The sequence below is a fragment of the Bacteroidetes Order II. bacterium genome (assembly GCA_016788705.1).
Taxonomy (GTDB): Bacteria; Bacteroidota; Rhodothermia; order Rhodothermales; family UBA2364; genus UBA2364.
This window is the reverse complement of record JAEUSQ010000007.1, coordinates 194,973-207,214: the sequence shown is the minus strand read 5'-3', so window position 1 is coordinate 207,214 and position 12,242 is coordinate 194,973. Positions and strand designations below refer to the sequence as shown.

General features: G+C 47.3%; 13 protein-coding genes. 7 read left to right on the top strand and 6 right to left on the bottom strand.

Annotation, left to right across the window (positions count from 1 at the left end; all coding sequences use genetic code 11):
- Positions 1-372 precede the first annotated feature (372 nt).
- Positions 373-1,503 carry a DNA double-strand break repair nuclease NurA gene (locus tag JNN12_01325; GenBank protein ID MBL7976951.1) on the bottom strand — a complete coding sequence of 377 codons (1,131 nt, stop codon included), beginning with the start codon at positions 1,501-1,503 and terminating at the stop codon, positions 373-375.
- 100 nt (positions 1,504-1,603) lie between these two features.
- On the opposite strand from JNN12_01325, the gene hemW reads away from it, so the two are divergent.
- On the top strand, positions 1,604-2,764 hold the full coding sequence (gene hemW, locus JNN12_01320; GenBank protein ID MBL7976950.1) for a radical SAM family heme chaperone HemW: 1,161 nt from the start codon (positions 1,604-1,606) through the stop codon (positions 2,762-2,764).
- An 11-nt stretch (positions 2,765-2,775) separates the two neighbouring features.
- Positions 2,776-3,267 (top strand): DUF192 domain-containing protein, encoded by a 492-nt coding sequence (locus tag JNN12_01315; GenBank protein MBL7976949.1) that lies wholly within the window; start codon positions 2,776-2,778, stop codon positions 3,265-3,267.
- An 82-nt stretch (positions 3,268-3,349) separates the two neighbouring features.
- Here JNN12_01315 and JNN12_01310 read toward each other — a convergent pair whose 3' ends face one another.
- Both JNN12_01310 and JNN12_01305 read right to left on the bottom strand, forming a co-directional pair.
- Positions 3,350-3,895: a hypothetical protein gene (locus JNN12_01310; GenBank protein ID MBL7976948.1), complete on the bottom strand. Its 546-nt coding sequence runs from the start codon at positions 3,893-3,895 to the stop codon at positions 3,350-3,352.
- 30 nt (positions 3,896-3,925) lie between these two features.
- Positions 3,926-4,216 carry a hypothetical protein gene (locus tag JNN12_01305; protein ID MBL7976947.1) on the bottom strand — a complete coding sequence of 97 codons (291 nt, stop codon included), beginning with the start codon at positions 4,214-4,216 and terminating at the stop codon, positions 3,926-3,928.
- A gap of 258 nt (positions 4,217-4,474) precedes the next feature.
- Here JNN12_01305 and speA point away from each other — a divergent pair, with 258 nt between their 5' ends.
- The 4 genes from speA to JNN12_01285 all read left to right on the top strand — a co-directional run bounded on the left by speA (position 4,475) and on the right by JNN12_01285 (position 9,047).
- Positions 4,475-6,412, top strand: a complete 1,938-nt coding sequence (gene speA / locus JNN12_01300) for a biosynthetic arginine decarboxylase (GenBank protein ID MBL7976946.1) — start codon at positions 4,475-4,477, stop codon at positions 6,410-6,412.
- A gap of 64 nt (positions 6,413-6,476) precedes the next feature.
- Entirely contained in the window at positions 6,477-6,989 is a 513-nt protein-coding gene (locus JNN12_01295; protein ID MBL7976945.1) for a hypothetical protein, read from the top strand.
- A gap of 17 nt (positions 6,990-7,006) precedes the next feature.
- Positions 7,007-7,915, top strand: a complete 909-nt coding sequence (locus tag JNN12_01290; protein ID MBL7976944.1) for a carbon-nitrogen hydrolase — start codon at positions 7,007-7,009, stop codon at positions 7,913-7,915.
- Positions 7,916-7,925: 10 nt separating this feature from the next.
- Complete coding sequence (locus JNN12_01285) at positions 7,926-9,047, top strand: agmatine deiminase family protein (protein ID MBL7976943.1); 1,122 nt, start codon at positions 7,926-7,928, stop codon at positions 9,045-9,047.
- Between the two features lie 25 nt (positions 9,048-9,072).
- On the opposite strand, the gene JNN12_01280 is transcribed toward JNN12_01285, so the two are convergent.
- Together JNN12_01280 and JNN12_01275 are read right to left on the bottom strand one after the other, a co-directional pair.
- Positions 9,073-9,375, bottom strand: coding sequence for a hypothetical protein (locus tag JNN12_01280; protein MBL7976942.1), 303 nt, complete (start codon positions 9,373-9,375; stop codon positions 9,073-9,075).
- A 25-nt stretch (positions 9,376-9,400) separates the two neighbouring features.
- Positions 9,401-9,688, bottom strand: coding sequence for a hypothetical protein (locus JNN12_01275; protein ID MBL7976941.1), 288 nt, complete (start codon positions 9,686-9,688; stop codon positions 9,401-9,403).
- Positions 9,689-9,929: 241 nt separating this feature from the next.
- On the opposite strand from JNN12_01275, the gene JNN12_01270 reads away from it, so the two are divergent.
- Positions 9,930-10,904: an aldo/keto reductase gene (locus JNN12_01270; protein MBL7976940.1), complete on the top strand. Its 975-nt coding sequence runs from the start codon at positions 9,930-9,932 to the stop codon at positions 10,902-10,904.
- Positions 10,905-10,908: 4 nt separating this feature from the next.
- Here JNN12_01270 and JNN12_01265 read toward each other — a convergent pair whose 3' ends face one another.
- A complete protein-coding gene (locus tag JNN12_01265; protein ID MBL7976939.1) occupies positions 10,909-12,240 on the bottom strand; it encodes a beta-glucosidase in 1,332 nt (443 codons plus the stop codon).
- Positions 12,241-12,242: the final 2 nt, after the last annotated feature.

Here is a 12,242-nt window from a genome sequence, read left to right as displayed (position 1 = left end):
CTAAAACGACCTTCCGATTTTAACAAAACCATCTGGCAACGCTGACGAAATGCGTGGCTCTTGCCATTTCGATAGCCATGTTCCAGTTCTGCACGCTGTTTTGCGCTTAAATTGATCTCTAATTTTCTACCCATGTTTTTTAGAGATATTAGAATAGTAGCCAATTATTTTGTTCCCATACTTATCATAAAATGGCATTGGATTTAAACCGCTTTACTTTAATGTTTTCAACAATTTTGTCTTGTATTTCAAGAAATATATCTAATTATGAAAACAAGTTAAATAAGGGATCAAACAATATTAAATTATGATTTTTATCTCGCAAAAAAATCACAACATTCGTTGCAGAGGTTTTAACCAGGCCCATCGGCTTTATACCACAGGCCTATTTTTCGCGACTTGCTTGCGAGAGGTTACCAAGTGCCCAAGTCCCACTTCCAATAGTTGTTTATCCAGCATTTGGAAAAAAAAGTCTTTTTCATGCTGTCGGATTACCGCTTTTTCGTGTGCCTCGGCCAAGGCGATGGGATAACCATTCCCTTTTTCGGCCTGATCTAACACCACAGCATGGATGAGGCCAAGCCATTGCGGATGTTGTGTCACCCAATAGGGCAACTCCACCCGTGCCACTTCAGACACCCCCCCCCGCCCTTTCACATGCACATAAAAAAATACAATTTGTTGCTCCGGGCCATAAGTTTTCAGGACATGCGATGCCGAAGCATACAGCGCACTGCGTTGCCCAGGTTGTAGTACCTTAGAAAAGACATGCCGATCGGTAAGCGTATCCAAAGAAATCCCCCCTAACCGTGCCAAAAGGTTTCGTACTTCGGTCGTATTGGGCTGGCTGATATACGAAGCCACCGGAATTGCCGCCTCCCGAAATTGTGATAAAACCGCACGATACTGATCCAATACCGCTTTTTGCAATGCTTCGTTTTTAAGTTCCGAGACCATCCACCGGATTAAAGTACCATCCGAGAGGGCTACGATGGGGCGATCTGGCACTTGTACACCCAATGCCAATTGAAAAAGAGCGGCCAACTCGCGCACATCACGCACGGCGGAAACCCAATCGGCCTTGATGCTGTCTTCAGAATATCCAAACTCAGCCGCATCCTGATCCCGATACCGCAATTCTGCATGTGCACGCATTAAAGCACGTTCGTGCGTACCATATTGAAACGCGATGTGGCTCACCTGCAAGAGATAACAGGCGGGTTCGATGTGGTGATCTGGAAAAATCTGCGAACCATCGGTGGCAGCCACTGTTACCACTTCGGGACGCATAGGTGGCAAGACAGCCTCAGCAAGCACCGTTAATGGCCGTGCAATCAATTCCTTTTTTCTGGATTCGGGCACAACTTCGGGAAGATGCACCAAAGAAGGATCCGACAGAATACCGATTGCGGCACTGCATTGTTCGTTCTTGCGTACCTGTGCCTCGGATTGATACAGGCCAAAAGCCGCCATTTGGGACTGAATTTGGTTGAAGTCTATCATGCGATGGGGGGAAGTTTTAGGACTAAAATAAGAAGTTTGATGGCAGCAGAGGTTGTCGATTGTATTTTATCTTTATTTCTGTTCCATCAATCCCAAAACGTTGGCTACGCTTTACTATCATGTACCGTTTTGTGCCCGGCGGTGCATCTATTGTGATTTTTACTTTGTGACCACCAATCGCCTCTTCGAGCCTTTTGCCGACGCCTTGATTTTGGAAATCGAACACCAAGGGCGGAAATATGGAAAAAAAGAACCAATCAACACCCTCTATTTTGGGGGTGGGACTCCATCCCTCATGCCTTTGGCCCAACTGGTCCGTATTTTGGAGGCAACGGCACAGTGGTTTGACCTTTCAGCGGTATCCGAAACCACGATCGAAGTGAATCCGGATGACCTAAACCTACCCTATTTGCAAGGATTACGCGATATTGGATTTGACCGCCTAAGCATTGGCATACAATCTTTCCATGAAGCCGACTTACAGTTTCTGGGACGGGCACACAACCAAAAGCAGGCCTACGAGAGCTTATATCTGGCACGAAAAGCCGGCTTTGACAATTTTTCCATAGATCTGATTTATGGTTTGCCCCACCAATCACTGGCTGACTGGGAGCACAACTTGGAAACGGCCACCAAGCAAGAAGTCCCGCATATTTCGGCGTATAGCCTTACCGTAGAGGCAGGAACCGTACTCAATAAAAAAGTAGAAAAAGGCCAGGTAATCCCAACAGACGAAGGCGATATGGGCAATCTGTTCGGTTTTACAGCAGGTTATCTTACCCGAATGAAATACGAACATTACGAGATTTCTAATTATGCCCGCCCCGGATTTCGATCTCAGCACAACCAGCGCTACTGGACGCACGAAAATTATATCGGATTTGGGCCTTCTGCCCATTCATTCTGGTGGGATCACCCCCCCAGTGCATACATCCACCGTTGGGCCAATGTACGCAACCTGCAACAATACCAAAACCAACTCCTCCAAAAATACGCCCTGCCGATCGCCGAGCACGACCGCCTGACGGCACAAGAGGTGATCAACGAGTATGTGATGCTTCGGCTCCGCACCGATGATGGGTTAGACCTTTCGCATTTGGAACAACACTATGGTTACGATTTGTTGATGGAAAAATTAGACGAAATCGCGTGGTTAGAAGCCGAGTCGTTTATTTACCCCGTCAAAAAACACCGGCTTCGCCTTACTTTAAAGGGCAAATTGGTCTGCGATGCCTTGACGCAACGCTTGCTTAAAAATTAACTCTACCCAACATGAAACAATTGTTTTTATTCTGCTTATGCCTTTTTATTGCGGCTTGTAATCCAGAAAAGCCTGCGCCAGACACCCTCCCTAAAGCAGACGAGCCGATTTTTCGGGAAGAGGGGCGATTATGGATCATGAACACAGATTCGAGCCGAGTAGCCGATTTCAAGATTGAAATTGCGGATTCGCCCGAAGAGCAGGAAATGGGTCTTATGAACCGTACCTCTCTCCCCGAAAATAGTGGGATGCTCTTCATCTTTCCTAAAGAAGAGCCACAGCAATTTTGGATGGCCAATACGCTTATTTCTTTAGACTTGGTGTTCATCAATGCCGAAAAGAAAGTAGTCACCGTTGCAAAGTTAGCCCAACCTCAGTCCACAGCGGGTATTCCTTCTGCTGCTCCAGCAAAATATGTTTTAGAAATTGCTGGTGGGCAAGCCGATCACTTTGGCATTACGGAAGGAATGACCATGAACTTCTCGCGCACCGATGCCAAGTAGCCATAAGACCAGTCTAAATACAAACAGGCGTGCCGAATACCGACACGCCTGATTTCTCATGCATCTTTTAGCGGGACAACCCTTAATCGTCTAATCCGTCTTCGTCCATTTCGTACGAATCGCCTTCATCATCGTCCACATCGTCTTCGTCCCGATCCAACTCGTCTTCCATGTCTTCTAAGCCCAAAGCCGGGTCATCTATGCCCAGATCGGGATCAATGTCTAAGAGATCATCCACCTCATCTTCTTCATCATCCAACACATCATCCTCTTCCTCCTCCTCAAGAGGGACTTCGAGCAGGAACTTGGTGTCCGCATCATCTTCATCTTCAACAATAATCGGTTTTTTCGCTGCGGCTTTTTTAGATTTTTCGGCTTTTGTTTTCGCCGCTGCCACATGTAATTGATAAACCGACTCTTCTTCGTCTTCCGAGACCAGATAAATCAGGTTTTCAGCGATCAGTTTACGAAAAATCTGAACCGCACAGGGGATATATCCCATGCCCAATTTAAACAGCCGGACACGCTTCGGACTAACCTGCAAGACGTAGCCATCTTTCATTTTTGAGACCACGTATTCTTTACGCTTGTCTAATCCCACACTTGGTGGTGAATTCCAAAGATCCATATTTATCCTTCAATAGTTTCGGTTTATGACTTATGCTTCATCTTCCCAGTCTTCATCATCGTCCCAGTCTTCTTCTTCGTCATCCCAATCTTCCTCCTCGTCATCGTCCCAATCTTCGTCGTCATCGTCCCAATCTTCGTCGTCATCATCCCAATCTTCGTCGTCATCGTCCCAATCTTCCTCCTCGTCATCCCACTCCTCTTCTTCGTCCCAATCTTCCTCCTCGGCTAATTCATCCTCAGCAACAAAGAGTGGTGTCGTAAAATTTGGTCCATACAGAATACCCAATGATTCTGTCTCGATCGCTGGTTCCTTAAACATGGCATGATTTAATTGGTGTTTTGGAAAAAGACGGCGGGAAGATAAGAAAGCGAACAAAAGGATGCTATACGTATATTCGTTTTTTTAAGTCCTACAACAAGTTTTCTTTTGGAAATTGACGGAGTGGCTCGTTGAACAACGGAAAAGATTGTTTATTTTCAGCCACAATTTTTTATTCATCCTTTTTTGTCTGCCGTAGCATTGAAAAACAACCCGCTTAACGAAACCCTTGCAGATGTTCCTTCCTCCGATGTTCCAGTGTGGACATCGGCTGATGCACAAGCCCTTTACTTTGTGGATGCCTGGGGCCAGCCATATTTTTCGGTTAACGAATTTGGTAATATGGGCATAAAGCCTGTTTATAAGTCTCATGTTTGTATGGATCTATACAAACTTGTAGAAGAACTCCGCGACAAAGAAAACCTATCTTTTCCGGTGGTAATCCGGTTTATGGACTTGTTGCGGTCGCGTGTGATTGAGCTAAACGAGGCATTTCGTGCGGCTATTAACGAGGCTGGGTATAAAAACGTGTATCAAGGGGTTTATCCCATCAAAGTAAACCAGATGCACGAGGTGGTAGAAGAAATTCTCGAAGCTGGTCAGCCTTATAATTTTGGGTTAGAGTGCGGATCGAAATCTGAACTTATTGCCACCTTGCCCTATCTGGAAAAAGATGGCATGTTGCTTATTTGCAATGGGTATAAAGACGCGACCATGCTGCACCTGATGCTCACTTTCCAGAAAATTGGGAAAAAGGTTTTACCAGTCGTAGAGAAGTATAGCGAATTCAAACTCATTCTACAGATTGCCGACACCTTAAAAATCCAACCCCAATTTGGCATTCGGGTTCGTCTCTCCAGCACAGGCATCGGACAATGGGCCACTTCCAGCGGAGACCAGTCTAAGTTTGGTGTTACCATCTCCGAATTATTAGACATTGTAGAAGCGCTCAAGGAACGCCAGCAGGAAGATGCCCTAAAATTAGTCCATTTTCATTTAGGCAGCCAGATTTCCGACATCAAGTTTCTCAAAAATGCCATCAAAGAAACGGCACGGGTGTATGCGAAACTACACCAACAAGGAATGAATGGTGTAGACTATATGGACGTGGGCGGAGGCTTGGGGGTGAATTATGAAGCCGGAACGATAGATCCGCTCAATGGCATTAATTATGGCTTCGAGGAGTACGTAAACTGTGTGGTATATGGCATCATGGAAGTTTGTGATTATGAAAGTGTACCACACCCAATTATCGTTTCGGAAAGTGGTCGGGCCATTACTGCACATCATTCCGTTTTGGTCACCGAGGCCATTGGTTCTACCCAGCGCCCAGAGTTGAATCCAGAATTTGAGCTTTACCCCACTGACCACGATGTCTTGAAGGAACTTTGGAAAACCCTTCAGACCTTGCGGGCCACCCCTGCCCTACGTCTAAACCAATTACTCGAAGTCTATCACGACACACTAGAACTCCGCCAGCAATCCGACACCCTGTTCACCTTTGGTTATCTCGATCTGGAGCAAAAAGCCCAAACTGAACGCCTGTATTGGACCATCTGCAAAGAAATCAATGACCGCGTTCATGCCGCAAAATCGGAATGGCTCCCACAAGAATTGGATGATTTAGATGATCACCTTGTAGATCAGTACTTGTGCGATTTCTCCCTCTTCCAATCTATGTTGGATTATTGGAGCATTGACCAGCGCTTTCCGATCATGCCTATTCATCGCCTGAATGAAGAGCCTACCCGAAGGGCCACGTTGGTGGATCTTACCTGCGACTCCGACGGCAAGATCCGAAATTTCATTTGTCCGGACTATGACAAACATTTTCTGGAGGTCCATCCACTCCGCGAACCTGAACCTTATTATCTTGGCTTTTTCTTGATGGGGGCCTACCAAGACATTCTGGGGGACACCCACAACCTGTTTGGCAGGGTGAATGAAGTGCATGTGTATGCAGACGAAGAAGAGCCGAATGACTATTTTGTAGAGAAGGTTATCCGAGGTGCCACCGTCGAGGAAATGTTGGCCACCGTGCAGTATTTCCCCAACCAGCTTCACAAAAGGATGCAAACCTTGCTACAAGACAAAGTGGGACAGGGCTTGCTTCGTCCCAAAAAAGCAAAAGAGTTATTGGACTTGTATGCGGGTTTTTTTAAAGACTACTCCTATTTTTCTTCCCATAACGTCTAAAACCATCTTTTTTATAACGCGCTCATCCAACTTCTGCCATTGGGGAGTCTACAGCTTCTGCTACATGCTCCTATTCCCGCTGTTTTTGGTAGCAGGAAGATCGGATACGTTATATACCCTGTCGTTTACAGTGCGGCGAGGAATTCCCGGACATGCCTACGTCTCTTGGCAAAAAGGATTAGGACACCATCAAGCATCCGAAGTTGCGGCTTTTGGACTCTATCCTAAGAGCCGACTTTCTGCCGTTTTTTCGGCCATTCGGAGTGTAAACGGCTTAATCCTCCCCGAAGAAAATCCGATACCCAAACCTTCCCGAAGACAGTATGTGATTCGTGTACCCGTTACCCGAAACCAGTTTTACGCCGCACGCAACATCCGGGACAATTGGGTTCAACAAGGACGCTACCGGCTGTTTGTTCATGATTGTGTTACCTTTATGTACACTGTTGCCAAAGAAGTGGGTTTGAGTGTACCCCGTAGGCTATTCCGGACATATTCCCCTAAACGCTATTGGCGGGAATTCATGGACGCCAACCGATACAAAGACCGCCTTGAGGAACCACCCCTGTTGCTCTGAATCTATTTAAATTGCATATGCCTAACACAAACAAAAAAGTACGTATAGCTTTGGTTCAGATGGCCATGCATGACAATACCGAGGTAAACCTTAACAAAGCCTTGCGTTTTTGTCGTGATGCCGCTGAACAAGGCGCTGATATCATTTGCCTACCCGAACTTTTTTTGGGGCCTTATTTCTGTAAAACGGAAACGCCTAAGTACTTCGACCAAACAGAACCCATACCCGGCCCAACCACCGATGCCTTTACACCGCTGGCCGCCGAGTTTGACACCACCTTAATCCTAAGCCTCTTTGAAAAGCGTGCACCAGGACTATACCACAACACTGTAGCCCTGTTAGACGGCACCCAAGGCTACATCGGGAAGTACCGTAAAATGCACATTCCCGATGACCCTATGTACTATGAAAAATTTTACTTCACCCCCGGTGATACAGGATTTTGTTCTTGGAATACCCGTAAAGCCTCCATTGGAACCCTGATTTGCTGGGACCAATGGTACCCTGAAGCTGCCCGAATCACGGCCTTGAAAGGCGCTGAAATCCTCTTTTACCCCACAGCAATTGGCTGGCTGGCCTCCGAAAAAGAACAAGCCCAAACCCAGCATAACGCATGGGAAACCATTCAGCGTAGCCATGCCATTGCGAACGGCTGCTTTGTGGTCGCGGTCAATCGGGTGGGCTACGAAGCAGTCCCTGCCGACGAAACGCCTGAAATAGATGCGGGAATCGGGTTTTGGGGACAAAGTTTTGTGGCTGCCCCGAATGGTGAGGTATTGGCGCGGGCCTCTTCTGACCAAGAAGAAGTGCTTATCGTTGATTTAGCACTAGGGATGATTGAAGAAACCCGTCGGTGGTGGCCGTTCTTCCGAGACCGCCGAATTGATGCTTATGCGGGCCTTGACCGCCGATTCTTAAACGATTAACTGCTCTCCCATGCAATCTGAACTGCTCTCTCCGATTCGTTGGTCGCCTGCAGCGTCCGGATTTTCTATGCCTGCCGAATGGGAACCACACGAAGGAACGTGGTTGGTTTGGCCTCATAGTACCGAAACCTGGAAAAACCGTATTGAAGCCGCGCAAACGGCCATCATCTATTTTATTCAAGCACTACATCTTGGCGAACGAATCCACTTGGTCGTTTCGGACGTAGAAGCACAACATAACGTGACGGCACAATTTGCCGCATTAGGGCTTCTTGGAAACGTGGTCTTTCATATCGCGCCAACGGATTGCGAGTGGATCCGAGACTTTGGTGGAGTTTTTTTACGGCAACCGGAAACGGGCGAAGTGGTGGTAATAGACTGGGCTTTCAACAATTGGGGCGGCAAATTTACGGAACAGGAGGCTTACCCACACCTCGAATGGCAAAACGACCTCCCGCGCCGCATGGCGGAAGCCCATCAAGCAGAACGCATCCCGTTGGATTTTATCTTGGAAGGAGGGTCTTTAGAAGTAAATGGGAAAGGGCTTTTGCTCACCTCCGAGGACTGCCTGCTTAATCCCAATCGAAATCCACAATATACGCAACCGGAAATCACCCAATTGCTCTGCGATTACTTGGGCATACGAAAAGTACTTTGGCTGGGCAAGGGCCTCCATAATGACGAAACCGACGGGCACATAGACAACCTTGCACGCTTCGTAAACGACAATACGGTCTTAACGGTTGTTGAACCAGACCCGCAAGACGTAAACCACGACGTCTTGAAAGACAATTTAGAACGCCTAAAACACATGACGGATTTAACCGGAAATCCTTTGCAGATTATTGAATTGGTGATGCCCGATCCGGTTTTTGAAGGCTCAGAACGAATGGCTGCTTCCTATGCCAATTTTTACATAGGAAATGCAGCCATTGTGATGCCGGGCTATGGCACCCCTAAAGATGTCCTTGCCAAGCACACCCTGCAAACTTGTTTCCCCGATCGGCCTGTGGTGGTGGTGCCCTACAACGATCTGATTGTTGGGGGAGGCTCCTTTCATTGCCTCACGCAGCAAGTCCCGATAGGCATGGGCGCGGTTGGAAAAAGTGGTCTTGCCACTGTTGGTTGGTAAGGCAGGTAGCCACGCTAACCCCATTTTATTGTACGCCGGGAAAGTGCTGGACGTATTTGATTTTGAAATCCGGAAAGTGTTCTACTAACTTGATTTTGAAATCCGGAAAGTGTTCTACCATTTTCCATTTACCCGGACGATCTGGAAAATGCTCTACCACTTGCACATGCAAGTCGGCAAAATGAGACACTACCTGCACTTTATAGTCCGGAAAGTGATCCACCAATTTGATTTTACCATATATCTTGCTTAGGTCTGGCTTCCCATTTTTCATCGGGAGCGGTGGGCGGATATCCAGTGACGCCGAGCTTGTTAAGAACAACACCATGAATAATACAAGGGCCGTGAAAGATTTATATATAAGAAGCCCCCTTAAAGCGATTTGTTTTGCCCTTTTTTCTTTCATTTTGGTTGACGGGATTTGTGGTTAAAAAAGGATAATCTACTTGCATATTTGGGGGTGAGCACGGTTTTTCTAACGCTGTCCCTAAAATACGGCTATCCAGCGCCCATTCAACCAGGACGGATGATGTTTTTATAACCCAACTTTTTTCCCCTTTTTGCAGTGCCTCGCCAAACATAGCGCCTGTAACACCGTGATCGCCTTTTAGCCTAGTACCCCTTTCAGGTATTTTCAACATGAGGCTGGGGCCGGAACACCAGTTTGATAGCGGTTACAATTGGTTCACAACGTTCATAGGCTGTATCTTATGTCGCATTGCTTAACCATCCAAGCCCATAATATTTGATAGGCTTCGCCTTCCTATGGCAAACAATAATTATTCGTTGCATGCCATAACGCATGACTCTCTTTGAAAGTGCTGGAGATAAAACCTGGGTCTTGACATGCATAAACGCCCTATCTCTATAATAGATAAACACATGAATACTTATTTTATTCCTCAAACGGACTTACAAGTTTCTCGAATTGGCTTTGGGTGCATGAACCTTGGCGGACTTTGGAACGACGCCCTCGTCTCGTCTGAGATTCGGGAACGCGCCTTTACCGCAATACACACTGCAATCGAGTATGGGTTTAATTTTTTTGACCATGCTGATATTTATACCCTTGGTAAGTCAGAATTGGTTTTTGGTGATTTTCTTCAACAACATCCAGGCTTACGGGAGCGGATCGTTCTGCAATCCAAGTGCGGGATACGGTTTGCGGGGCAACCCTATGCATCGGATCCGCAACGTTACGATTTTAGTTATGACCACATCATTCAATCGGTAGAAGGAAGTCTTAACAGACTAAAAACAGATTATTTAGACCTTTTGTTACTCCATCGTCCAGATCCGTTGGTGGAACCAGAAGAGGTGGCGCGTGCCTTTGAAAAACTCTATACCGACGGTAAAGTACGGCACTTTGGCGTCAGCAACCACACTTCAGGACAAATTGCCCTGCTCAAAAACCACATCACACAGCCGCTGGTGGTCAATCAGGTACAACTCGGCCTTGCACACCCACACCTGATTGCCGAAGGGGTTTGGTTTAACCGAAACGACGGCGTGTATAGCCTTACCAGTAATACTTTGGATTATTGCCGCCTACACCAACTTCAGGTTCAGGCATGGGCGCCTTTGGCAGGCGGGCGACTTTTGGATACAACAGGGCAGGCAGATCCCGCCGCTAAACTAACCGCTGCCCTCATTTGGGAAATGGCCGAACACCACCAAACCACGCCGGAAGCCGTTGCCCTTGCATGGTTGCTGTGTCATCCTGCAAAGATTTTACCGATAATTGGAACCCTTAACCCTAAGCGCATTCGTGCAGTTGCGGCGGCTGATCTGGTTAAATTGTCTCGTGAGGCTTGGTATCGGTTGTTTATTGTCTCGCAAGGGATGCCACTCCCGTAATGGCTTACCCTTTAGTGTGGCGAAGGATATGATCCTGTAAAAAACGAGCACTCGACTTTGGCGTCCGCTTCTGGGTTTCAAAATCCACATGAACAATACCAAACCGTTTACTATAACCGTATCCCCACTCAAAGTTATCCAGTAAGGACCATGCGTAATAACCCCGCACATTTGCCCCCGCTCGAATGGCCTCTTGCAAGGCTTGCAAATGTTGGCTGAAATAGGCCACCCGAAGCGGATCCTCCACAACATCGGTAAAAGCCACTGGCGGGTCGTAAAAGGCCGCCCCGTTTTCTGTGATCCAGATAGGCGGTTGGCCGTATCGCTCGCTGACCCATACCAAAAGTTCTCGGAGTGCAGGAGCATATACCTCCCAGCCCATTTCGGTATAAGTATGACGTGGTTGCAGTACTTTTTGGGCACCAAATAAAGGATCGGAAGGATCGGCAGCGGTGAGACCCTGTGCATAAAAGTTGATCCCAAGAAAGTCCGGTTGGGTATAGATCCATGCCCAATCCTCAGCCGTTGGCTCTTTCCATGCAGCACCATAAAACGCCTTTACCGCTTCAGGAAACGTACCGAAATACACAGGATCTAAGTACTGTTGGTTCATATAAGCATCCATCAGTGCAGCCACTTCCACATCTGCTTTCTCTGAACGAGCTGGTTTTTTAGGCTCCAGATTCACCACCAATCCAATTTGCTGATGTCCGATGGTTTTATACAACTGAATGGCTTTTCCACTTGCACGCAAAAGGTTCTGCACCACTTTTGCCGTTTCGTATTTATTGCGGTGACCGGGTGCATGATTTCCCATCAAATAGCCTTCATGGGCCGTCACCCAAGGCTCATTGAGGGTGGTCCAGAGCGGAACACGGTCTCCGAGCGCGTTAAAGACCACTCCTGCATATTCAACAAACCAATCTGCACTGTCTGGATGTACCCACCCACCACGTTCACCTAATGCTTGCGGCAAGTCCCAATGATATAAGGTGATATTGGGAATCAGGCCACGTTCAAGCAAGCCATCCGTCAGACGGCGGTAGAAATCTAACCCTTTTTCGTTCACGGAACCCGTGCCATCGGGCAAAATCCGGCTCCATGCCAAACTAAAGCGATAGGACTGGAAGCCCAGCGAATGGATCAGGTTAAGGTCTTCTTGCCAGCGGTGGTAATGATCACAGGCACGGTCCCCGTTTTGATTCTGCCAGACATTGCCCGGCATCCTCGAAAACGTATCCCAAATACTCAGCCCTTTTCCATCTTCTTCTGCGGCACCTTCTATTTGATAGGCAGATGTAGCACAACCCCAAACAAACCCTTTTGGATACATCATGG